We start from the raw sequence: 22,428 nt of genomic DNA, 5'->3' as shown, positions 1-22,428 counted from the left end.
CCATGAACAACAGCGAAAAGAAGCAGAACACGGTCCAGGGCCGGGTGGTCAGCGACAAGATGGACAAGACCGTGACCGTGCTCGTGGAGCGCAACGTGAAGCACCCGCTGTACGGCAAGTACATCCGCCGTTCGACCAAGCTGCACGCCCACGACGCCGACAACTCCGCGAAGGAAGGCGACATCGTGCGCCTCGTGGAAGTGGCCCCGATCTCGAAGACCAAGAACTGGCGCGTGGTCGAGATCGTCGCCCGCGCTGCCGAATAACGGAGGACGCGTCCAATGATCCAGATGCAGAGCCACCTCGACGTGGCCGACAACTCCGGCGCCAAGGAAGTGATGTGCATCAAGGTGCTCGGCGGCTCCAAGCGCCGCTACGCCGCGATCGGCGACATCATCAAGGTGTCGGTCAAGGAAGCGATCCCGCGCGGCAAGGTGAAGAAGGGCGAGGTCTACGATGCGGTCGTGGTGCGCACCCGCAAGGGCGTGCGCCGTCCCGACGGCTCGCTGATCCGCTTCGACGGCAATGCCGCGGTGCTGCTGAACAACAAGCACGAGCCGATCGGCACGCGCATCTTCGGGCCCGTGACCCGCGAGCTGCGTTCCGAGAAGTTCATGAAGATCGTCTCGCTCGCCCCTGAAGTGCTGTGAGCGGAAGGACACAAGACCATGGCTAAGCGAATCAGGAAAGGCGATCAGGTCATCGTGATCGCGGGGCGGGACAAGGGCAAGACCGGCGAGGTGGTGCGCGTGCTCGGCGACAAGGTCGTCGTCTCGAACGTCAACATCGTCAAGCGCCACACCAAGCCCAACCCCCAGGCGGGGCAGCCCGGCGGCGTGATCGAGCGCGAAGCGCCGATCCACGCCTCGAACGTGATGCTGTTCAACCCTGCCACCGGCAAGGGTGAGCGCGTCGGTACCAAGGTGCTCGAGGATGGACGGCGGCTGCGCGTGTTCCGCTCGAGTGGCGAGGCGGTCTGAACACGGCCGCCTGATCACCAGGAAAGAAGACAATGACGACCCGTCTGGAAAAGTTCTACAAGGATGAAGTCGTGCCGAAGCTCATGGAGCAGTTCGGCTACGGCAACATCATGCAGGTGCCGCGCCTGGTCAAGATCACGCTCAACATGGGCGTGGGCGAGGCCGCCGCGAACAAGAAGGTTCTCGAAAACGCGACCGCCGACATGGCCCGCATCAGCGGCCAGAAGCCGATCGTGACCAAGTCGCGCATCTCGGTGGCGTCCTTCAAGATCCGCGACGGCTGGCCGATCGGCTGCAAGGTCACGCTGCGCCGGGCGAAGATGTACGAGTTCCTCGACCGGCTGATCAACGTGTCGCTGCCGCGCGTGCGCGACTTCCGCGGGTTGTCCGCCCGTTCCTTCGACGGCCGCGGCAACTACAACATGGGCGTGAAGGAGCAGATGATCTTCCCGGAGATCGACTTCGACCAGGTCGACGCGGTGCGCGGCATGGACATCGCCATCACCACCACCGCCAAGACCAACGCCGAAGCCAAGGCCTTGCTCGAGGCCTTCCGCTTCCCGTTCCGCAACTGAGGAAACACACATGGCGAAGACCTCCATGGTCAACCGCGAGGCCAAGCGCGCCAAGCTGGTGAAGAAGTACGCCGCCAAGCGCGAGGAGCTGAAGAAGATCATCTCCAGCCAGACGGCGAGCTACGAGGAAAAGCTCGAGGCCGCGACCAGGCTGCAGAAGCTGCCGCGCGACTCCTCGCCGGCCCGGCAGACCACCCGCTGCGCCCTGACCGGCCGCCCGCGCGCGGTCTACGCGAAGTTCGGGCTGGGCCGGAACATGCTGCGCCAAGCCACCATGCGCGGTGACGTGCCGGGCCTGCGCAAGGCCAGCTGGTAAGGCGGTCCTCCGGCCCCGGCCGGGGAAGGGCCAGGCCACCCCTGGCGTGGCCTGGTTCGTATATAATCGTCGGCTTGCCCGTTCGTCCGGGCCCGCCTGGCGGCCCCCCGACCGCCCCGGTGGCGAGTCGGGGAACAACACGACGGATTTCGCGAAAGCGGATATCGGTGCGTTCATAAGGAACTTCCATGAGCATGACTGATCCCATCGCCGACATGCTGGTCCGCATCAGGAATGCGGCCGCGGTCGGCAAGCCGACGGTGAAGATGCCGTCCTCCAAGACCAAGGTCGCGATCGCCAACGTCCTCAAGGACGAGGGCTACATCGCCGGCCTGCGCGTGATCGAGAACGGCGCCAAGGCCGAGCTCGAGATCGAGCTCAAGTACTACGAAGGCCGCCCGGTGATCGAGCAGCTCAAGCGCGTGTCGCGCTCGGGCCTGCGCCAGTACCGCGGCAAGGACGCGCTGCCCAAGGTCCTCGGTGGCCTGGGCATCGCCATCATCTCCACCTCCAAGGGCATCATGACCGATGCGCAGGCGCGCCAGCAGGGCGTCGGCGGCGAGGTCCTGTGCTTCGTGGCCTAAGGGAGTAACGCGCATGTCCCGCATCGCCAAGAAGCCCATTCCCCTGCCCAAGGGCGTCGAACTGAAGGCGGAGGCCGAATCGGTCAGCGTCAAGGGCCCGAAGGGTTCGCTGTCGGTCGCCAAGCCGGCCGGCGTCGAGATCCGGATCGAGGACGGCAACGCGCTGCTGTCGCCCGCCGACCCGTCCCAGGTCGCGATCACCGGCACCATCCGTTCGGTCGTGGCCAACATGGTCCATGGCGTCTCCCAGGGCTTCGAGCGCAAGCTCGAGCTCGTGGGCGTGGGCTACCGCGCCGCCGTCCAGGGCAAGGACCTGAACCTCTCGCTCGGCTTCTCGCACCCGGTGGTGTTCACCGCCCCCGAGGGCATCACCATCACCACGCCCACCCAGACCGAGGTGGTCGTGTCCGGTGCCGACAAGCAGCTGGTGGGCCAGGTCGCCGCCAAGATCCGTGGATTCCGTCCGCCGGAGCCCTACAAGGGCAAGGGCGTGAAGTACTCCGACGAAACCATCATCCGCAAGGAAGCCAAGAAGGCGTAACGCGGGCGGCCCCGCCCCCGGGCAGGGCCACCGCCGGCCGATCCGCTTCCAGTAGAGACCAGAACCATGGACAAGAAATCCGCCCGCCTGCGCCGCGCCAAGTCCACCCGCGCCCGCATCCGCGAACTCGGCGTGCCGCGCCTGTCGGTGCTGCGCACCGGCCAGCACGTCTACGCCCAGGTGTTCAGCGCCGACGGCTCGAAGGTCCTGGCCGCCGCCAGCACCACCCAGTCCGACGTGCGCGAGGGCCTCAAGAGCTCCAAGAACATCGAGGCCGCCGCCAAGGTCGGCCGCGCGATCGCCGAGAAGGCCAAGGCCGCGGGGATCGAGAAGGTCGCCTTCGACCGCTCGGGCTACCGTTACCACGGCCGCGTGAAGGCGCTGGCCGACGCCGCCCGCGAGGGTGGCCTGCAGTTCTGATCCCGGGGGCGGCGCGGCTGTGCCTGCGCCGCCTTCCTGCCTGACCCGCCGGCACGGGCTGTGCCGGGCGCTCCGCGGCTTCTGCCCGCCGGAAGCGATCTACCGCTCCAGACCACAACGATAAGCGGCCAAGCCGCAACATTCCCTTCCAGACAGAGACACGGCAATGGCAGAACCACGTGAAAACCGCGGGCGCGACCGCAATCGCGACCGGGAAGAAATCGACGACGGCATGATCGAGAAGCTGATCGCGGTCAACCGCGTCAGCAAGACCGTCAAGGGCGGCCGCCAGTTCACCTTCACCGCGCTGACCGTGGTGGGCGACGGCAACGGACGGGTCGGCTTCGGCTACGGCAAGGCGCGCGAAGTGCCGGTCGCGATCCAGAAGTCGATGGAGTACGCGCGCAAAAACCTGCGCAACGTCGACCTCAACGGCCCGACCCTGTGGCACACGGTCAAGGCCGGCCACGGCGCGGCGCGCGTGTTCATGCAGCCGGCCTCCGAGGGTACCGGCGTGATCGCCGGCGGCGCCATGCGCGCCGTGCTCGAGGCGGTGGGCGTGAAGGACGTGCTGGCCAAGGCGGTCGGCTCGCGCAACCCGATCAACCTGGTGCGCGCGACGGTCAAGGGCCTGGAGCAGATGCACTCCCCGGCCAAGATCGCGGCCAAGCGCGGCAAGAAGGTGGAGGAGATCCTCAATGGCTAAGAACAACGCCACCGGCGGCACCGTCAAGGTGCGCCTGGTCCGTGGCCTCGCCGGCTCGCAGGCCAGGCACCGCCTGTCCGTGCGCGCGCTCGGCCTGAACAAGCTCAACGACGTCCGCGAACTGAAGGACAGCCCGCAGGTGCGTGGCCTGATCAACAAGGTCCACTACCTGGTCCGGGTCGAGGAGTAAGCACATGAAGCTCAACACGCTCAAGCCCGCGCAGGGCGCCCGCACCGAGCGCACCCGCGTCGGCCGCGGCATCGGCTCCGGCCTCGGCAAGACCGCCGGCCGCGGCCACAAGGGTTCGTTCGCCCGCTCGGGCAAGGGCAAGATCAAGGCCGGCTTCGAAGGCGGCCAGATGCCCATGCACATGCGCCTGCCGAAGGTCGGCTTCCGCTCGCGGCTCAACGGCGACACCGCCGAGGTGTTCCTGTACCAGCTCGAGCGCCTGGACGGCGAGGTCGACTTCGCCGCGCTGCGCGCCGCCAAGCTGGTGCCGTCGACGGCCAGGAAGGCCAAGGTGGTCAAGCAGGGCGAACTGTCGAAGAAGCTCGTGCTCAAGGGCCTGCTGGTGACGGCGGGCGCGCGCGCGGCAATCGAGGCCGCCGGCGGCCAGGTCCAGGAGTAACCGGGGCATGGCGCGAAGCGCAGGGGCGATGTCGGGCCTGGCGGGCGCGGGCAAGTTCACCGAACTTCGCCAGCGCCTGCTGTTCGTGCTCGGTGCGCTGATCGTCTACCGGATCGGCTGCTTCATCCCGGTGCCGGGCGTGAACCCCGACGCCATGCTGCAGCTGATGGAGCGCCAGGAAGGCACCATCGTGGACATGTTCAACATGTTCTCCGGCGGTGCCCTGGAGCGCTTCAGCCTGTTCGCGCTGAACGTGATCCCGTACATCTCGGCCTCGATCGTGATGCAGCTGCTGGTGCAGATCGTGCCCAGCCTGAAGGCGATCCAGAAGGAGGGCGAGTCCGGCCGCCGCCGGATCACCCAGTGGTCGCGCATCGGCGCGATCCCGCTGGCGATCTTCCAGTCGGCCGGCATCGCCGTCGCGCTGCAGAGCCAGGGCGCGGGCACCGGGATCCCGGTGGTCTACGCCCCCGGCCTGGGCTTCGTGCTCACCGCGATCGTCGCCCTGACCGCCGGCACCATGTTCCTGGTGTGGCTGGGCGAGCAGGTCACCGAGCGTGGCATCGGCAACGGCGTGTCGCTGATCATCTTCGCCGGCATCGTGGCCGGCCTGCCGAGCGCCGTGATCAGCACGGTGGAGGCGGCGCGCAACGGCGACATGAGCCCGATCGCGGTGATCGTGGTCGCGGTGCTGGTGCTGGCAGTGACCTACTTCGTGGTGTTCGTCGAGCGCGGGCAGCGCCGGATCACGGTCAACTACGCGCGCCGCCAGGGTGGCCGCAACGCGTACATGAACCAGACCTCGTTCCTGCCGCTGAAGCTCAACATGGCGGGCGTGATCCCGGCGATCTTCGCCTCGTCGATCATCATGTTCCCGGCCACCGCGACCACCTGGTTCGGCCAGGCCGGCTCGGCCCAGTGGCTGCAGCGGGTGGCCCAGGCCCTGTCCCCGGGCGAGCCGCTGTACATCCTGCTGTACGCGGGCCTGATCGCCGGCTTCGCCTTCTTCTACACGGCGCTGGTGTTCAACTCGCAGGAAACCGCGGACAACCTGAAGAAGTCGGGGGCGCTGGTGCCGGGCATCCGCCCGGGCAAGGCCACGGCCGAGTACATCGACGGGGTGTTGACCCGGCTCACCGCCGCCGGCGCCGCCTACCTGGTGCTGGTGTGCCTGCTGCCCGAGTTCATGCGCACCGAGCTCAACGTCTCGTTCTACTTCGGCGGTACCTCGCTGCTGATCGTGGTGGTGGTGGTGATGGACTTCATCGCCCAGATCCAGGCCCACCTGATGTCGCACCAGTACGAGAGCCTGCTGAAGAAGGCGAACCTCAAGGGCGGGTCCCGGACGCGCTGAGCGCGGACGGACCCTGATCCGGCCATGGAGCGGTCGGGCGGGACCGGCGGCGCCGCCAGGCAGGGCGGGGCCGGGGTCCGGGATCCAGGCGGCCAGCAGCCGCCGGTCCACCGGCCAGGAGGGCGGGAACACACGCCGGCGCGGAGCCTCGCCTCCCCCGGCACGATGGGCGACCCCCGCGGCGGTCCCGCGCGGGGGTGGATCCAGGCCATTCGCGCACCAGAGTAGTGCGCGGGGCAGGGGGAGACCCCTGCCAGCCGGGGTCCGTCGCCGGAGCATGGGCACACTCCCCATGCCGGGTCGGAAGGGCGCCCCTTGGGCGGCCTCCGGCTTCCAGAGAACCCGGGACCCTGTTACAATTTCGTGTTCACTCCGCCGGGAGCGCCCCTCCCGGACGACCAACCAGTTGGAGATCCGCGCATGGCGCGTATTGCAGGTGTCAACCTGCCTGCCCAGAAGCACGTCTGGGTCGGGCTGCAAAGCATCTACGGCATCGGCCGTACCCGTTCCAAGCTCGTCTGCGAGGCCGCGGGCGTGCCCGCGAGCACCAAGATCCGCGACCTGTCCGAGCCGGAGGTCGAGCGCCTGCGCGCCGAGGTCGGCAAGTACGTGGTCGAGGGCGACCTGCGCCGCGAGGTCGGCATGGCGATCAAGCGCCTGATGGACCTGGGCTGCTACCGCGGCCTGCGCCACCGCCGTGGTCTCCCCCTGCGCGGTCAGCGCACCCGGACCAATGCCCGTACCCGCAAGGGTCCGCGCAAGGCCATCAGGAAGTAAACGAGGACAACCAACATGGCCAAGCCGGCAGCAGGCAAGCAGAAGAAGAAGGTCAAGCGCGTCGTCACCGACGGCATCGCCCACGTCCACGCTTCGTTCAACAACACCATCGTCACCATCACCGATCGCCAGGGCAACGCGCTGGCGTGGGCGACCTCCGGCGGCGCGGGGTTCCGCGGCTCGCGCAAGTCAACCCCGTTCGCCGCCCAGGTCGCCGCCGAGAAGGCGGGCAAGGAAGCGCTGGACTACGGCGTGAAGTCGCTGGAAGTGCGCATCAAGGGCCCGGGCCCGGGCCGTGAGTCGGCCGTGCGTTCGTTGAACAACGTGGGCTACAAGATCACCAATATCGTCGACGTGACGCCGATCCCGCACAACGGGTGCCGTCCGCCGAAGAAGCGCCGCGTCTAAGGGGGCGACAAGCACATGGCACGTTACATCGGTCCTACCTGCAAGCTCGCGCGCCGCGAGGGCGTCGACCTGTCGCTCAAGTCGCCGGCCCGCGCGCTCGACTCCAAGTGCAAGCTCGAGCAGAAGCCCGGCCAGCATGGCGCCACCATGCGCCGCGGCAAGCTGTCCGACTACGCCACCCAGCTGCGCGAGAAGCAGAAGGTCAAGCGCATCTACGGCCTGCTCGAGCGCCAGTTCCGCAACTACTACAAGAAGGCCTCGAACCGGAAGGGCAACACCGGCGAGAACCTGCTGCAGCTGCTGGAAACCCGCCTGGACAACGTGGTCTACCGCATGGGCTTCGCGGTGACCCGTCCCTCGGCCCGCCAGCTGGTTTCGCACCGCGGCGTGACCGTGAACGGGCAGGTGGTGAACCTGCCGTCCTACCAGGTCAAGTCCGGCGACGTGATCGCGCTGTCGGAGAAGGCGCAGAAGCAGCTCCGCGTGCAGGAATCGCTCAACATCGCCCAGACCATGGACCTGACCCCGTCCTGGGTCGAGGTCGACCAGAAGAAGTTCAGCGGCGTGTTCAAGGCGGTCCCGGATCGCAGCGACCTGCCGGCCGACATCAACGAAGCGCTGATCGTCGAGCTGTACTCGAAGTAAGGACTGGCGGCGGGTCGCCCCCGCGGCACCAGCGAAACTCCCCCCGGCCCGTGCCGCGCACGGGCCACCCCTTGGCAGCAAGGGGCTCCAAACGTCCAGGGCGGCGCGTCGACGGGCGCGATGGCCCTGCAGGAGATGCTACGAATATGACAGTTACCGCCAACCAGGTCCTGCGCCCCCGTGGTCCCCAGATCGAACGCCTCTCGGGCAACCGGGCGAAGGTCGTGATCGAACCGCTCGAGCGTGGCTACGGCCATACCCTCGGCAACGCGCTGCGGCGCGTGCTGCTGTCCTCGATCCCCGGCTATGCGATCACCGAGGTCGAGATCGACGGCGTGCTGCACGAGTACAGCACGATCGAGGGCCTGCAGGAAGACGTGCTCGAGGTCCTGCTGAACCTCAAGGACGTGGCGATCCGCATGGGCACCGGCGAGAGCGCCACCCTGACCCTGAGCAAGGGCGGGCCGGGCGTGGTCACCGCGGCCGACATCAAGACCGACCACAACGTCGAGGTGCTCAACCCCGACCACGTGATCGCGCACCTGACCAAGGACACCCAGCTCAACATCCGGCTGAAGATCGAGCGCGGCTTCGGCTACCAGCCGGCCGCCGCCCGCCGCCGTCCCGACGAGGAGACCCGTGCGATCGGCCGCCTGATGCTGGACGCGTCGTTCTCGCCGGTGCGCCGCGTGGCCTACGAGGTCGAAGCGGCCCGCGTCGAGCAGCGCACCGACCTGGACAAGCTGATCCTGGACATCGAGACCAACGGCACGATCGACGCCGAGGAAGCCGTGCGCACCGCCGCCGACATCCTCACCGACCAGCTGTCGGTGTTCGGCGACTTCACCCAGCGCGAGCGCGGCGGCCAGAAGAGCCAGGCCCCGGGCGTCGACCCGATCCTGCTGCGCCCGATCGACGACCTGGAGCTGACCGTGCGTTCGGCCAACTGCCTCAAGGCCGAGAGCATCTACTACATCGGCGACCTGATCCAGAAGACCGAGGTCGAGCTGCTCAAGACCCCGAACCTGGGCAAGAAGTCGCTCACCGAGATCAAGGAAGTGCTGGCCCAGCGTGGCCTGTCGCTCGGCATGAAGCTGGAGAACTGGCCGCCGGCCGGCGTCGCCAGCCACGGCATGCTCGGCTGAGAAGCAAGCGCGTGCGGGAGCGGCACGGCTGCCACCCGCGCGACGCGTTAGCACCATGCAGTACACCCGCCGCCACTGGCGGCGGGCGCCGACGGGCCCAGCCCGCGGCACGACCGGCGAGGGATGCCGGCAAGGGCCATCCGCAGTCCGCTTTCAGCGCCAGGACGGCGACAGAGACGTACAGGGTTTCAACCTTCCAATCCGCAAGGAACCAAGACCATGCGCCACCAGAAAGCCGGCCGCAAGTTCAACCGGACCAGCGCCCACCGCCAGGCGATGCTCAGCAACATGGCCGCCTCGCTGTTCAAGCACGAGCTGATCAAGACCACCCTGCCCAAGGCCAAGGAACTGCGCCGCGTCGCCGAGCCGCTGATCACCCTGGCCAAGACCGACAGCGTCGCCAACCGCCGCCTCGCCTTCTCGCGCCTGCGCGACAAGGTGGCCGTGGGCAACCTGTTCACCACCCTGGGCCCGCGCTACGCCAACCGCCCGGGCGGCTACCTGCGCATCCTCAAGTGCGGTTTCCGCGCCGGCGACAACGCGCCGATGGCCTACGTCGAGCTGGTGGACCGTCCGCAGAACGACGCCTGATCCGCGGCGACGCGTTCCGCCCGAAAGCCCCGGCCCCGGCCGGGGCTTTTGCGTTTCCGGCGCTGGCCTCGCCGGGCAGGAGGCGGCGACGGGCCCGCTCGCCGGCGCCGGCGGTCGTGCGTGGCGGGGTGGCGGGCGATAATGCCGCTCCCGACACCGCCACCAGGGCCCCATGAATCCATTCGCCTGGTCGTTCCGCGCCCGCATGCTGATCGCTGCCGGCGCGTGCTTCGCGCTGATCGCCTTCGCGATCTACAGCCAGTTCGCCTGGGGGCTGCAGCCGTGCCCGCTGTGCATCTTCCAGCGCATCGCCTTCGCCGCCCTGGGCGTGGTGCTGCTGGCCGCGGGCCTGCACGCGCCGCGCGGCGCGGGCGGGCGCCGGGCCTGGGGCGTGCTCGCCCTGGCCACCGCGGCGGCCGGGATCGGGGTCGCCGCGCGCCATGTCTGGCTGCAGCTGTTCCCGCCGCCGGTCCCGGCCTGCGGCGCGCCGTTCGCCTTCATGCGCGAGACCCTGGACACCCCGAGCCTCATCCGCCAGGTACTCACCGGCACCGGCGATTGCGGAGCGGTGGACTGGACCTTCCTCGGCCTGTCGATGCCGTGGTGGAGCCTGGCCTGGTTCGTGCTGATCGCCGCCTGGGCGCTGCACGCCGCATTCCGGCGCTGAACCGCGGCGGCGGTTGCAGGTGAAATTGACGCGCCGCAGCATCCGGCGCACCATGCGCGCTCCAATCGGGCAGCAGCAATGAAGACAGATCGACCCCTCCAGGCAGTCAACCTTCCGGACAACTGGCATCCGGGCAGCTGGCGCGAACGTCCGGCCCTGCAGATGCCGACCTATCCGGATCCGGAGGAGCTGGCCCAGGTGCAGGAGGAACTGCGCGCGCTGCCGCCGCTGGTGACCTCGTGGGAGATCCTGAGCCTCAAGCAGCAGCTCGCGGAGGCGCAGGAGGGCAAGCGCTTCCTGCTCCAGGGTGGCGACTGCGCCGAGAACTTCGCCGAATGCAGTTCGGAGATCATCTCCAACCGGCTCAAGGTCCTGCTGCAGATGAGCCTGGTGCTGGTGCACGGGCTGAAGCTGCCGGTGGTGCGCGTGGGCCGCTTCGCGGGCCAGTACGCCAAGCCGCGTTCGGCCGATACCGAAGTACGCGACGGCGTCGCGCTGCCGAGCTACCGCGGCGACATCGTCAACGGCCCGGCCTTCACCGCCGAGGCGCGCAAGCCCGACCCGCGACGCATGATCAAGGCGCACGCGCGCTCGGCGATGACGATGAACTTCGTGCGTTCGCTGATCGACGGCGGATTCGCCGACCTGCACCATCCCGAGTACTGGGGACTGGGCTGGGTCAAGCAGTCGCCGCTGGCGGGCGAGTACCAGAAGATGGTCGCCGGCATCGGCGACGCGGTCCGCTTCATGGAGACGCTGGCCGGGATCAAGGTACACAACCTGAGCCGGGTGGACTTCTACACCTCGCACGAGGCGCTGCTGCTGCCGTACGAAGAGGCGCAGACCCGGCAGGTGCCGCGGCAGTGGGGCTGGTTCAACCTCAGCACCCACTTCCCGTGGATCGGGATGCGCACCGCCGCGCTCGACGGCGCGCACACCGAGTACTTCCGCGGCATCCGCAACCCGATCGCGGTCAAGGTCGGTCCGTCGGTGACGCCCGACCAGCTGCTGCGCCTGATCGACGTGCTCAACCCGGACGACGAGCCGGGCCGGCTTGGCCTGATCCACCGCATGGGCGCGTCCCAGGTCGCGGAGAAGCTTCCGCCGCTGCTCGACGCGGTCAAGCGCGAGGGGCGCCGGGTGCTGTGGATCTGCGACGCGATGCACGGCAACACCGAGTCGACCAGCAACGGCTACAAGACCCGCCGCTTCGACAACATCCGCAGCGAGATCGAGCAGTCGTTCGACATCCACGCTGCGGCCGGCACCCGCCTGGGCGGCGTGCACCTGGAGCTGACCGGCGAGGACGTGACCGAGTGCATCGGTGGCGCGCGCGACCTCACCGAGATCGACCTCTCGCGCGCCTACCGCTCGACCGTGGACCCGCGCCTGAACTACGAGCAGGCGCTGGAGACGGCGATGCTGATCGTGCGCAAGCACGCCCAGCTCAACCCACCGGTCAGCGCCTGAGCGGGGCCCGCGCCCGGCGGCAGTGCCGCGCGGCGCGATCGCGCCCCCGCCCGGTCCATGGGCAGGCGCGGGTCGGGTTCAGCTGCCGCCGGCTCCGCCCGACAGCCGCCACCGGCCCAGCGGTTCGTAGCGGCCGCCGGGATTGACCAGCAGCTCGAAGTCGTCCACGCGCAGCGGCGCGCTGCGGCAGTCCACGCCGGCCAGCCAGGGCGTGGCGGCGAGCCCGCGATCGGTGTGGGCCAGGGTGATGTGCGGGCGGGTAGTGGCCTGGGCGGCGGCGACGCCGCAGGCGCGCACGGCGGCGTCGACCGCGTCGCACAGCGTCTGGAGCGGCGCCGGGTTGCGCGGCAGGGCGACGACCACGCCGGGGCGGGGCCAGTAGTCGAGGCGGCCGATCTCCAGCGCATGCGGCGCCACCCGCGCCGCCACGTCCGCCAAGGCGTCGAGCAGGGCCGGGGTCACCACGTGCGCCATGTCGTGGCCGAGGAAGCACAGGGTGGCATGCCACTGGTCCGGACGCCGCGGCCGCAGCGGCGGCGCACCGGCCGGCCACGCCGCCCGGAGGCGGGCGAGGATCGCCGCCAGCTGCTCCCGACCGGCCGCATCGGGCCGCCAGCCCGGGAACAGCGCCCGGCTCATGCCGCGCGGCTGGCGCGCTTGCGCTCCACTTCGGTGCGCAGCTTCTTGCGCAGGCGGATGGCCTTCGGGGTCACCTCGACCAGCTCGTCGTCGTCGATGAACTCGAGCGCCTGTTCCAGCGAAAGCCTGATCGGTGGCACCAGGCCTTCGTCGTCGTCCTTGCCGGCGGCGCGGAAGTTGGTGAGCTGTTTGCCGCGCAGGGCGTTGACCGTGAGGTCGTTGTCCTTGGCGTGGATGCCGACGATCTGGCCCTCGTAGATCTCCTCGCCCGGCTCGATGAACAGCCGCCCGCGCTCCTGCATCGCGATCTGCGCGTAGGCGGGCGACGGACCGGTGCCGTTGGAGATCAGCACGCCGTTGCTGCGCTGGCCGATGTCGCCATCGGTCCTGGGCCCGTAGTGATCGAACACGTGGAACATCAGGCCGGTGCCGGCGGTGAGGGTGCGGAACTCGGTCTGGAAGCCGATCAGCCCGCGCGCGGGGATGACGTAGTCCAGGCGCACCCGTCCCTTGCCGTCGGGCTCCATGCTCCTGAGCTGGCCGCGCCGCTCGCCCAGGCGGCCCATCACGGCGCCCTGGTACTGCTCGTCGAGGTCCACCACCAGCGATTCGTAGGGCTCCTGGAGCTCGCCGTCGATCTCGCGCATGATCACCTCCGGTCGCGAGACCGCCAGCTCGTAGCCCTCGCGGCGCATGCTTTCGATCAGGATCGACAGGTGCAGTTCGCCGCGCCCGGAGACCTTGAACTTGTCGGCGTCGGCGGTGTCTTCCACCCGCAGCGCGACGTTGTGCTGGGTTTCGCGCACCAGGCGGTCGCGCAGCTGGCGGCTGGTGAGGAACTTGCCGCCCGAGCGCTCCTTGACCCCGGCGAACGGCGAATCGTTGACCTGGAAGGTCATCGAGATCGTGGGCTCGTCCACGGTCAGCGCCGGCAGCGGCTCGACCGCGGCCGGGTCGCACAGGGTGTCGGAGATGCCCAGGCCCTCGATGCCGGAGAAGGCGATGATGTCGCCGGCCTGCGCCTCGGGCACTTCCACCCGTTCCAGGCCCATGAACCCCAGCACCTGCAGCACCTTGGCGTTGCGGCGGCTGCCGTCGGGCGCCACCACCACCACCTGCTGGTTGGTCCGCACCTTGCCGCGCTGGATCCGGCCCACGCCGATCACGCCGACGTAGCTGTTGTAGTCCAGCGAGGTCACGCGCATCTGGAACGGGCCGTCCGGGTCCACCGGCGGCGCCGGCACGTGCTCGCAGATCGCCTCGAACAGCGGGGTCATGTCGCCGCCGCGCACGTTCTCGTCGAGCCCGGCGTAGCCCTGCAGGCCCGAGGCGTAGATGGTGTGGAAGTCGAGCTGTTCGTTGCTGGCGCCGAGGCGGTCGAACAGGTCGAAGGTCTGGTCGAGCACCCAGGAGGCGCGCGCGCCGGGGCGGTCGACCTTGTTGATGACCACGATCGGCTTGAAGCCCATCGCGAACGCCTTCTGGGTGACGAAGCGCGTCTGTGGCATCGGCCCGTCCATCGCGTCGACCAGCACCAGCACCGAGTCCACCATCGACAGCACGCGCTCGACCTCGCCGCCGAAGTCGGCGTGTCCCGGGGTATCGACGATGTTGATCCGCCACGTCTGGCCGGTCCCCGGGTGGGTCCAGCGGATCGCGGTGTTCTTCGCCAGGATGGTGATGCCGCGCTCCTTCTCGATGTCGCCGCTGTCCATCACCCGGTCGGGCAGGACCGCACGTTCGTCCAGGGTGCCGGACTGCTTGAGCAGCTGGTCGACGAGGGTGGTCTTGCCGTGGTCGACGTGGGCGACGATGGCGATGTTGCGCAGGCGTTCGATGGACATGGATCCGGGCATCGGGCGGGCCGCACCCGGTGCCGGGTGCCGGCAGGGCGCAGGGAGGGCGGAAGGGAAGCCGGCTATTATAGCGGGCCTGCCGGCCGTTCCGGCCATCTGGAGCTGAACCAATGAGCCTGTCCGCCATTTTCGACACCGACCGCGGGACGATCCGGGTCGAGCTGTACCCCGACAAGGCGCCGCTGACGGTCGCCAACTTCGTCAACCTGGCCAGGCGCGGCTTCTACGACGGCCTGAACTTCCATCGGGTGATCGCCGACTTCATGATCCAGGGCGGCTGCCCGCGCGGCACTGGCACCGGCGGCCCGGGCTACCGCTTCGAGGACGAGACCGACAACGGCGTCGCGCACGAGCGCGGGGTGCTGTCGATGGCCAACGCCGGTCCCGACACCAACGGCAGCCAGTTCTTCATCACCCACATCCGCACCGACTGGCTGGACGGCAAGCACACCGTGTTCGGCAAGGTGGCCGAGGGCATGGACGTGGTCGATGCCATCCGCCAGGGCGACGGCATCCGCTCGATCCGGATCGAAGGTGACGCCGAGGCCGTGCTGGCCGCGAAGGCCGATCGCGTGGCCGAGTGGAACCGGATCCTGGCCGCCTGAGCCTGTCCGGCGGGGGGGGGCGGCGGGGGTGGCGCCGCGGCCCGCGTGCTAGAATTCCGCGCTGCACCATCGGTCCGCCGGCGCCTGCCGCCGGCCCCCCAAGAGACCCCCGCGATGCCCCCAGCCGCCCGCCGCATGGCCGTGCCGAGCCCGGGCCCGTCCTCACGGGAAGGCACGCGCGTCGCCGTCGCCGGGGGGCACGCCGATGGGGGGCGCGCCGATCGCATGCGTCCGTTGCGCCTGGCGCCGTCGCGCTGCCGCGACGGCCGCGCGGCCGCACCCGGTTCCATCTGACGGGCCAGCGTCGCCCGCCGTCCACTTCGCAAGAGGAATCCCGATGAAAGTTCCCGTCCGAGTCGCAGTCACCGGCGCCGCCGGCCAGATTGGTTACGCCCTGCTGTTCCGCATCGCCTCGGGCGAGATGCTCGGCAAGGACCAGCCGGTGATCCTGCAGCTGCTCGAGCTGCCGATGGAGAAGGCCCAGGCCGCCCTCAAGGGCGTGATGATGGAGCTCGAGGACTGCGCCTTCCCGCTGCTGGCCGGCATGGTCGGCACCGATGATCCCGAAGTCGCGTTCAAGGACGCCGACTATGCGCTGCTGGTCGGCGCGCGCCCGCGCGGCCCCGGCATGGAGCGCAAGGACCTGCTGCTGGAGAACGCCAAGATCTTCACCGCCCAGGGCGCCGCGCTGAACAAGGTCGCCTCGCGCAACGTCAAGGTGCTGGTGGTCGGCAACCCGGCCAATACCAACGCCTACATCGCGATGAAGTCCGCGCCGGACCTGCCGGCGAAGAACTTCACCGCCATGCTGCGCCTGGACCACAACCGCGCGCTGAGCCAGCTCGCCGCCAGGGCCAACGTGGCCGTGGGCGACATCGAGAAGCTGGTGGTGTGGGGCAACCACAGCCCGACCATGTACCCGGACTACCGCTTCGCCACGGTCAAGGGCGAGTCGCTCAAGGACAGGATCAACGACGCCGACTGGAACGCCAACGAGTTCATCCCGAAGGTGGGCAAGCGCGGCGCGGCGATCATCGAGGCGCGCGGCCTGTCGTCGGCGGCCTCGGCGGCCAACGCGGCGATCGACCACATCCGCGACTGGGCGCTGGGCAGCAACGGCAAGTGGGTGACGATGGGCATCCCGTCCGACGGCTCCTACGGTATCCCCGAGGGCCTGATCTTCGGCTTCCCGGTGACGACCGAGAACGGCGAGTACACCCTGGTGCGCGACCTGCCGATCGACGAGTTCAGCCAGAAGGCGATCGACAAGACCCTGGCCGAGCTCGAGGAAGAACGCGCGGGCGTTGCCCACCTGCTGTGAGCCGATGCGGAAGGCGCGGCAGCTGCGCCTTCCGCGATTCCCTCGCGCGCCCGGCACTTGGCCGGGCTGCGCAAATGCGGGTATTGACCGTCTCGATCAACCCGGTTGAGCCGATCGATCAATATGTCGGATGCGCCGCAAGCCATTGATATGCAAGGCTTTGCCGGCATAAGACCAAGGTCTTAACCTCCCCCGGCGGGGGCGGGTCCAGACTTCGCGCCATGTCTCCGTGGAGCCATGGTCGTGAAGTACGAAGACTGGTATCGACGCTCGATCGAGGAGCCTGAAGCCTTCTGGGCGGAGCAGGCGCAGGCCATCCATTGGCACCGCCAGCCCGATCGCATCCTCGACTATTCCCGGCCGCCGTTCCGCAGCTGGTTCGTCGGCGGGCTGACCAACCTCTGCTACAACGCGGTCGACCGGCACCTGGACGAACGCGGCGACCAGCTCGCGCTGGTGGGCTGGTCGACCGAGACCGACAGCGTGCGCGAGCTCACCTACCGCGAGCTGCACCGCGAGGTGAACACCTTCGCCGCGGTGCTGCAGGCGCAGGGCGTGGGCCGCGGCGACCGGGTCGTGATCTACATGCCGCACACGCTCGACGCGGCGATCGCGATGCTCGCCTGCGCGCGCATCGGCGCGATCCACTCGGTGGTGTTCGGCGGCTTCGCCGCGCACAACCTCGCGGTGCGCATCGACGACGCGCGCCCGCGCGTGCTGGTGACCGCGGACGCGGGCATCCGCGGTGGCAAGGTGATTCCGTTCCTGCCGCTGGTGAACGACGCGCTCGAGCGCGCGCAGCACCCGCCGGAGCGGGTGGTTGTGGTCGATCGCGGGTTGGCCGGCCCGCTGCCGCTGCGCGAGGGGCGCGACGCGCGCTACGCCGACCTGCGCCGCGACCACGAGGATGCGCAGGTGCCGGTGGCCTGGCTGGAATCGAACGAGCCGAGCTACATCCTCTACACCTCGGGCACCACCGGCAGGCCCAAGGGCGTGCAGCGCGACGTGGGCGGCTACGCGGTCGCGCTGGCGCTGTCGATGTGGTCGGTCTACGACATCCGCCCCGGCCAGGTGATGTTCTCCACCTCCGACATCGGCTGGGTGGTGGGCCATTCCTACAACGTCTACGGGCCGCTGATCGCCGGCGCCACCTCGATCCTGTACGAAGGGCTGCCGACCTCTCCGGACCCGGGCATCTGGTGGCGGATCGTGGAGAAGTACGGCGTGCGCACGATGTTCTCCTCGCCGACCGCGCTGCGCGTGCTCAAGAAGCACGACGCCTCGTTCATCACCGACCGCGACCTGTCGAAGTTCGAGCACCTGTTCCTCGCCGGCGAGCCGCTGGACGAGCCGACCGCGCGCTGGATCTCCGACGTGCTCGGCAAGCCGGTGATCGACAACTACTGGCAGACCGAGACCGGCTGGCCGGTGCTCACCCTGCTGCCCGGCCTCGACATGAAACCGGTGCGGCTCGGCTCGCCCGGCCTGCCCAACCTCGGCTACCACCTGCGCGTGATCAACGAGGTCACCGGCGAGGACGCGCCGGCCGGCGAGAAGGGCGTGCTGGTGATCCAGCCGCCGTTGCCGCCCGGCTGCATGACCACGGTATGGGGTGACGACCAGCGCTTCGTCGACAGCTACTTCAGCCACTTCCGCGAGCTGCTCTACAGCTCGCTGGACTGGGCGATCCGCGACCAGGACGGCTACACCTTCATCCTCGGCCGCACCGACGACGTGATCAACGTCGCCGGGCACCGCCTGGGCACGCGCGAGATCGAGGAATCGGTGTCGAGCCACCCGGCTGTGGCCGAAGCGGCGGTGATCGGCGTGCACGACGAGGTCAAGGGCCAGGTGCCGATCGTGTTCGCCACGCTCAAGCGCATCGGCGGCGCCGATCCGGGCGAAACCGCCGAGCAGATGCAGAAGGTGGTGGTGGAGCAGCTCGGCGGCGTGGCCCGGCCCGCGCGCATCTACGTGGTGGGCGCGTTGCCAAAGACGCGCTCGGGCAAGCTGCTGCGGCGTTCGCTGCAGGCGCTCGCCGAGCACCGCGACCCGGGCGACCTGTCGACGCTGGACGATCCTGCCGCGCTGGAGGAGATCAGGCGCGCGCTGGAGGACGGGCCGCAGGCGGGAAGCTGAGCATTGCGGCACGAAAAGGGACGGCGCGTTTGCGCGCCGTCCCTGCGTGTTCCGTCGCGGGAATAAGGTCGATCAGCCCTTGGGCTTGAGCGACTGCACCTTGAGGAAGGTGTGGTCGCCGATCGTCGCGACCTGGTGCGCGTAGCGCCAGCTCGGGCTCGCGATCGAATGGGCCATGAAGTGGCTCGCGCCGGGGACGATCTCGCGGCGCTTGCCCACCGGCAGCGCCCAGTTCTGCTCGGCCTCGAGCGCCACGTCCACCACCTGCGCCCAGGCGCGGGTGTTGTGCATGCGCGTGCGCGGCGAGACGATCGTGGGCGCGAACTGCTTGCGCGCGGTCACCACCTCGCACATCGAGTCGCCCCAGAGGCCGCTTTCCTCGCGCCGCAGCGCGACTTCGGCCACCGCCTGCTGGCCGCGCACGGACTGGTTGCGCGCTTCCAGGTACAGCGTTGTGCTCAGGCAAAGGGAATCGGCGGCCTCGGGGGACATCAGCGAGGCGAGCCACAGGATCCAGTCCAGCTTCATCGGGAACTCCTTGCTCCGTTGCGCCCGGCCGTGCGCCCACGGAGGAGCGCCGGCATGACCGGGCATGGCGTGTTGGGGAGGGCAGCGACTCTGCGGCGCTTTCGCCCGGGCTCCGGAGTCCGCGCAACGCGGGTCGGGCCGGTTACCCGCCAGGTTGATGGGGCGGGAAAAGTGCGCGCACCGTAAGGGGCGAAACCCGAATCGTTCCTGAACGTGGTGCCGGGTTGAAAGATGTGATTGGCGTGTCAGCGCGGATGGCACGCGCCCGTGCGCCGCCGCTTCAATGACTTGCCATCTGCATTGAAAGCGATGAATGATGCGACGGCGCGTCCGCACGCGTGCGCGTGCGAATACGTCACAGCGCCGCGGCCAGGCGACTGGCCTGGGCGATGGCGCGCTTGGCGTCGAGTTCGGCCGCCACGTCGGCGCCGCCGACCAGATGCACGCGGCATCCGGCCGCCTCGAGCGGCGCATGCAGCGCGCGCAGCGGCTCCTGGCCCGCGCATACGACCACGTGGTCCACGGGCAACACCTGCGCCTGTCCGTCCACGCGGACATGGAAACCTTCGTCGTCGACGGCCACGTACTCGACGCCGCCGATCATGCGCACGCCCTTGTGCTTGAGCGTGGCGCGATGGATCCAGCCGGTGGTCTTGCCCAGGCGCGCGCCGGGACGCCCCGGGCTGCGTTGCAGCAGCCACACCTCGCGCTGCGGCGGCGACACGCGCGGCGGGCGCAGGCCGCCGGCGCTCTCGAACGCCGGATCCACGCCCCATTCGCGCATCCATTCCTCCACGTCGAGCGTCGGCGACGGCGCAGGCTGGACCAGGAATTCGGCGACGTCGAAACCGATGCCGCCGGCGCCGACGATCGCCACGCGACGCCCCGGCTCGACCCGTCCGCGCAGCACGTCGAGGTAGCCGACCACCTTCGGATGGTCGTGGCCCTCGAAATCCACCTGCCGCGGCACCACGCCGGTCGCGAGCACGACCTCGTCGAAGTCCCGGAGCAGTTCCGGTGTCGCCTCGGTCGACAGGCGCAGCTGCACGCCGGTCTCGACGATGCGGTGCTGGAACCAGCGCAGCGTCTCGCCGAACTCCTCCTTGCCCGGGATGGTGCGGGCGAGGTTGAACTGCCCACCGATGCGTGCGTCGCGTTCGAACAGCACCACATCGTGGCCGCGCTGCGCGGCGATGGTGGCGCAGGCGAGGCCCGCCGGGCCGGCGCCGACCACGGCAATGCGCTTGCGCGTCGTGGTGGGGAGGTAATTGAGTTCGGTCTCGGCGCAGGCGCGCGGATTGACCAGGCAGCTCGCGGTCCTGCGCTGGAACACGTGGTCGAGGCAGGCCTGGTTGCAGGCGATGCAGGTGTTGATCGCTTCCGGGCGGCCGGCGCGCGCCTTCGCCACCCACTGCGGGTCGGCCAGCAGCGGCCGCGCCATCGACACCATGTCAACGTCGCCGCGTGCGAGGATCCGCTCGGCGACGTCCGGCATGTTGATGCGATTGGTGGCGACCAGCGGCAGCGACACGTGCGGGCGCAGCTTGGCGGTGACGCCGGCGAACGCGGCACGCGGCACCGAGGTGGCGATGGTCGGGACGCGCGACTCGTGCCAGCCGATGCCGGTGTTGATGATCGTGGCGCCAGCGGCTTCGATCGCACGCGCCTGCTGCACGATCTCGTTCCAGTCCGAGCCGTCCGGCACCAGCTCGAGCATCGACAGGCGATAGACGATGATGAAGTCCGGGCCGCAGGCCTCGCGCACGCGGCGCACGATCTCCACCGCGAAGCGCATGCGCGAGGCGGTGTCGCCGCCCCAGCGGTCGGTGCGACGGTTGGTGCGCGCGCTGAGGAACTGGTTGATCAGGTAGCCCTCCGAGCCCATCACCTCGACGCCGTCGTAGCCGCCGTCGCGCGCCAGCTTCGCGGCGTTCGCATAGGCGTCGATCGTGCGCTCCACACCGCGCGCGCCGAGCTCGCGCGGCGTGAACGGAGTGATCGGCGCCTTGATCCGCGATGGCGCCACCGCCAGCGGGTGGTAGGCGTAGCGGCCGGCATGCAGCAGCTGCAGGCAGATCCTGGCGCCATGCGCATGCACGGCGCCGGTGACCTGGCGGTGCTTGCGCGCTTCCCACGGCCAGGCCAGGCGGCTGGCGAACGGGGTCAGCCAGCCTTCGAAGTTGGGCGCGAAGCCGCCGGTGACGATCAGCGCCACGCCGCCTTCGGCGCGCTCGGCAAAGTAGGCCGCCAGCTTCGGGAAATCCCGCTTGCGGTCTTCGAGCCCGGTGTGCATCGAGCCCATCAGCACCCGGTTGCGCAGGGTGGTGAATCCCAGGTCCAGGGGCGCGAACAGGTGCGGATAGGGGCTTGCGTCGTTGGCCGTCATGCTGCTGAATACGCTTGCGTATGGTGTATCCACCATGCCGCGGACCCGGCCCGTCGGCAAGTCGCCACGCGATCGCCGGATGGCCGGCCCGCGGACTACCAGCCGGCAAGCACCAGTTTCCCGACCGTGCGCCCCGATTCGAGCCGCCGGTGGGCCTCGCGCAGATTGGCCGCGTTGATCGGCGACAGCGTCTCGCGCGCCGTGGTGCGCAGGCGGCCCGCGTCGACCAGCTCCGCCACGCGCGCCAGGATCCGGCCCTGCTGGTCCATGTCCGCGGTCCCGAACTTCGGCCGCGCGAACATGAATTCCCAGTGGATGCCGATGCACTTGGCCTTGTACGGATCGCCGATGCGCAGTGGGCCGGCGGGTTCGACGATCAGACCGACGCGTCCCTGCGGCGCCAGCAGCTCGCCCAGTTCGGTCCAGTAGCGGTCGGTGTCGGCGAAGTTGAGCGCGACGTCGATCGCCTCGAAGCCCAGCGCCTGCAGCTGCGGTGCCAGCGGCTGGCGATGATCGACGACATGGTCGGCACCGAGATCGCGGCACCAGGCCGCGCTTTCCTCGCGCGAGGCGGTCGCCACCACGCTGAAGCCGGCCAGCTTCGCCAGCTGGATCGCCACCGAGCCGACCCCGCCGGCGCCGGCGATCACCAGCAGCACGCGTCCGTCGCCGCCGCCCTCGAACGCGTAGCCCATGCGTTCGAACAGCAGCTCCCAGGCGGTGAGTGCGGTCAGCGGCAGGGCGGCGGACGCGGCGAAGCCGAGGCTGCCGGGCTTGCGCGCCACGATCCGCTCGTCGACGAGCTGGAAGCGCGCGTTGCTGCCCTGGCGGGTGATGTCGCCGGCGTAGTAGACGGCGTCGCCCGGCTTGAAGCCGGCGACTTCGGCGCCGACCGACTCGACCACGCCCGCGGCGTCGTAGCCGAGGATCCGCGGCTGTGTTTCCACTTCCGGCCTGGGCGCGCGGACCTTGGTGTCGACCGGATTGACCGACACCGCCTCGACGCGCACCAGCAGGTCGCGCGGGCCGGGCGCGGGGACGTCGAGCTCGCAGTCGAACAGGGACTGCGGATCGTCGATCGGCAGGTAGCGGGTGAGGGCAACGGCTTGCATGGTGCTCATGGGGGATCTCCTGTTCGGGTACGTT

At 69.4% G+C, this 22,428-nt stretch carries 27 protein-coding genes; 22 read left to right on the top strand and 5 right to left on the bottom strand.

Going from position 1 to position 22,428, the window contains the following annotated elements:
- Window positions 1-2 precede the first annotated feature (2 nt).
- From rpsQ to FQY79_RS01760, 19 genes are all read left to right on the top strand, one after another.
- Window positions 3-266, top strand: a complete 264-nt coding sequence (rpsQ, locus tag FQY79_RS01850) for a 30S ribosomal protein S17 (RefSeq protein WP_027071893.1) — start codon at window positions 3-5, stop codon at window positions 264-266.
- Between the two features lie 15 nt (window positions 267-281).
- On the top strand, window positions 282-650 hold the full coding sequence (rplN, locus tag FQY79_RS01845; protein WP_027071892.1) for a 50S ribosomal protein L14: 369 nt from the start codon (window positions 282-284) through the stop codon (window positions 648-650).
- Between the two features lie 18 nt (window positions 651-668).
- A complete protein-coding gene (rplX, locus tag FQY79_RS01840; RefSeq protein ID WP_146310205.1) occupies window positions 669-980 on the top strand; it encodes a 50S ribosomal protein L24 in 312 nt (103 codons plus the stop codon).
- A 32-nt stretch (window positions 981-1,012) separates the two neighbouring features.
- A complete protein-coding gene (gene rplE, locus FQY79_RS01835; RefSeq protein ID WP_146310203.1) occupies window positions 1,013-1,555 on the top strand; it encodes a 50S ribosomal protein L5 in 543 nt (180 codons plus the stop codon).
- Between the two features lie 10 nt (window positions 1,556-1,565).
- Window positions 1,566-1,871 (top strand): 30S ribosomal protein S14, encoded by a 306-nt coding sequence (gene rpsN / locus FQY79_RS01830; RefSeq protein ID WP_146310201.1) that lies wholly within the window; start codon window positions 1,566-1,568, stop codon window positions 1,869-1,871.
- 188 nt (window positions 1,872-2,059) lie between these two features.
- Entirely contained in the window at window positions 2,060-2,455 is a 396-nt protein-coding gene (gene rpsH / locus FQY79_RS01825) for a 30S ribosomal protein S8 (protein WP_146310199.1), read from the top strand.
- A 13-nt stretch (window positions 2,456-2,468) separates the two neighbouring features.
- Entirely contained in the window at window positions 2,469-2,996 is a 528-nt protein-coding gene (gene rplF / locus FQY79_RS01820) for a 50S ribosomal protein L6 (RefSeq protein ID WP_146310195.1), read from the top strand.
- Between the two features lie 66 nt (window positions 2,997-3,062).
- Window positions 3,063-3,416, top strand: a complete 354-nt coding sequence (rplR, locus tag FQY79_RS01815) for a 50S ribosomal protein L18 (protein ID WP_146310193.1) — start codon at window positions 3,063-3,065, stop codon at window positions 3,414-3,416.
- A gap of 166 nt (window positions 3,417-3,582) precedes the next feature.
- Window positions 3,583-4,122 carry a 30S ribosomal protein S5 gene (gene rpsE / locus FQY79_RS01810; RefSeq protein WP_146310191.1) on the top strand — a complete coding sequence of 180 codons (540 nt, stop codon included), beginning with the start codon at window positions 3,583-3,585 and terminating at the stop codon, window positions 4,120-4,122.
- Window positions 4,115-4,312, top strand: a complete 198-nt coding sequence (gene rpmD / locus FQY79_RS01805) for a 50S ribosomal protein L30 (protein ID WP_146310189.1) — start codon at window positions 4,115-4,117, stop codon at window positions 4,310-4,312. Before rpsE ends, rpmD begins: the two co-directional genes overlap by 8 nt.
- 4 nt (window positions 4,313-4,316) lie before the next feature.
- The gene (gene rplO / locus FQY79_RS01800) at window positions 4,317-4,751 is read left to right on the top strand and encodes a 50S ribosomal protein L15 (RefSeq protein WP_146310188.1); all 435 of its coding nucleotides are present in this window, start codon (window positions 4,317-4,319) and stop codon (window positions 4,749-4,751) included.
- A 28-nt stretch (window positions 4,752-4,779) separates the two neighbouring features.
- Window positions 4,780-6,105: a preprotein translocase subunit SecY gene (gene secY / locus FQY79_RS01795; protein ID WP_425463171.1), complete on the top strand. Its 1,326-nt coding sequence runs from the start codon at window positions 4,780-4,782 to the stop codon at window positions 6,103-6,105.
- A gap of 420 nt (window positions 6,106-6,525) precedes the next feature.
- A complete protein-coding gene (gene rpsM, locus FQY79_RS01790) occupies window positions 6,526-6,882 on the top strand; it encodes a 30S ribosomal protein S13 (protein ID WP_146310184.1) in 357 nt (118 codons plus the stop codon).
- Window positions 6,883-6,897: 15 nt separating this feature from the next.
- A complete protein-coding gene (rpsK, locus tag FQY79_RS01785; RefSeq protein ID WP_146310182.1) occupies window positions 6,898-7,290 on the top strand; it encodes a 30S ribosomal protein S11 in 393 nt (130 codons plus the stop codon).
- A 15-nt stretch (window positions 7,291-7,305) separates the two neighbouring features.
- The gene (rpsD, locus tag FQY79_RS01780) at window positions 7,306-7,935 is read left to right on the top strand and encodes a 30S ribosomal protein S4 (protein WP_146310180.1); all 630 of its coding nucleotides are present in this window, start codon (window positions 7,306-7,308) and stop codon (window positions 7,933-7,935) included.
- Between the two features lie 146 nt (window positions 7,936-8,081).
- A complete protein-coding gene (locus FQY79_RS01775; RefSeq protein WP_146310178.1) occupies window positions 8,082-9,080 on the top strand; it encodes a DNA-directed RNA polymerase subunit alpha in 999 nt (332 codons plus the stop codon).
- 219 nt (window positions 9,081-9,299) lie between these two features.
- Window positions 9,300-9,671, top strand: coding sequence for a 50S ribosomal protein L17 (rplQ, locus tag FQY79_RS01770; protein ID WP_027071877.1), 372 nt, complete (start codon window positions 9,300-9,302; stop codon window positions 9,669-9,671).
- 172 nt (window positions 9,672-9,843) lie between these two features.
- Window positions 9,844-10,338, top strand: coding sequence for a disulfide bond formation protein B (locus FQY79_RS01765; protein WP_146310176.1), 495 nt, complete (start codon window positions 9,844-9,846; stop codon window positions 10,336-10,338).
- Window positions 10,339-10,416: 78 nt separating this feature from the next.
- On the top strand, window positions 10,417-11,808 hold the full coding sequence (locus tag FQY79_RS01760; protein ID WP_146310174.1) for a class II 3-deoxy-7-phosphoheptulonate synthase: 1,392 nt from the start codon (window positions 10,417-10,419) through the stop codon (window positions 11,806-11,808).
- Between the two features lie 78 nt (window positions 11,809-11,886).
- Here the strand turns inward: FQY79_RS01760 and FQY79_RS01755 are convergent, their stop codons facing one another.
- Complete coding sequence (locus FQY79_RS01755) at window positions 11,887-12,447, bottom strand: 2'-5' RNA ligase family protein (protein WP_146310172.1); 561 nt, start codon at window positions 12,445-12,447, stop codon at window positions 11,887-11,889.
- Window positions 12,444-14,291 (bottom strand): translational GTPase TypA, encoded by a 1,848-nt coding sequence (gene typA / locus FQY79_RS01750; RefSeq protein ID WP_146310170.1) that lies wholly within the window; start codon window positions 14,289-14,291, stop codon window positions 12,444-12,446. The genes FQY79_RS01755 and typA overlap by 4 nt, the downstream gene beginning before the upstream one ends.
- A gap of 122 nt (window positions 14,292-14,413) precedes the next feature.
- On the opposite strand from typA, the gene FQY79_RS01745 reads away from it, so the two are divergent.
- The 3 genes from FQY79_RS01745 (at window position 14,414) to prpE (ending at window position 18,368) form a co-directional block, all read left to right on the top strand.
- Window positions 14,414-14,908, top strand: a complete 495-nt coding sequence (locus FQY79_RS01745) for a peptidylprolyl isomerase (RefSeq protein ID WP_146310168.1) — start codon at window positions 14,414-14,416, stop codon at window positions 14,906-14,908.
- Window positions 14,909-15,245: 337 nt separating this feature from the next.
- On the top strand, window positions 15,246-16,229 hold the full coding sequence (locus tag FQY79_RS01740) for a malate dehydrogenase (protein ID WP_146310166.1): 984 nt from the start codon (window positions 15,246-15,248) through the stop codon (window positions 16,227-16,229).
- 243 nt (window positions 16,230-16,472) lie between these two features.
- Complete coding sequence (gene prpE, locus FQY79_RS01735) at window positions 16,473-18,368, top strand: propionate--CoA ligase (RefSeq protein WP_146310811.1); 1,896 nt, start codon at window positions 16,473-16,475, stop codon at window positions 18,366-18,368.
- A gap of 72 nt (window positions 18,369-18,440) precedes the next feature.
- Here the strand turns inward: prpE and FQY79_RS01730 are convergent, their stop codons facing one another.
- The 3 genes from FQY79_RS01730 to FQY79_RS01720 form a co-directional block, all read right to left on the bottom strand.
- Entirely contained in the window at window positions 18,441-18,896 is a 456-nt protein-coding gene (locus FQY79_RS01730; protein WP_027071868.1) for a cell wall hydrolase, read from the bottom strand.
- A 355-nt stretch (window positions 18,897-19,251) separates the two neighbouring features.
- Window positions 19,252-21,282, bottom strand: a complete 2,031-nt coding sequence (locus FQY79_RS01725) for an NADPH-dependent 2,4-dienoyl-CoA reductase (RefSeq protein ID WP_146310164.1) — start codon at window positions 21,280-21,282, stop codon at window positions 19,252-19,254.
- Between the two features lie 95 nt (window positions 21,283-21,377).
- Window positions 21,378-22,394 (bottom strand): zinc-binding alcohol dehydrogenase family protein, encoded by a 1,017-nt coding sequence (locus tag FQY79_RS01720; RefSeq protein ID WP_146310809.1) that lies wholly within the window; start codon window positions 22,392-22,394, stop codon window positions 21,378-21,380.
- Window positions 22,395-22,428: the final 34 nt, after the last annotated feature.

This window comes from Luteimonas wenzhouensis (assembly GCF_007859305.1).
Taxonomy (GTDB): domain Bacteria; phylum Pseudomonadota; class Gammaproteobacteria; order Xanthomonadales; family Xanthomonadaceae; genus Luteimonas; species Luteimonas wenzhouensis.
Note: the sequence above shows the minus strand (reverse complement) of the source record. Positions and strands in the feature narration are given on the sequence as shown.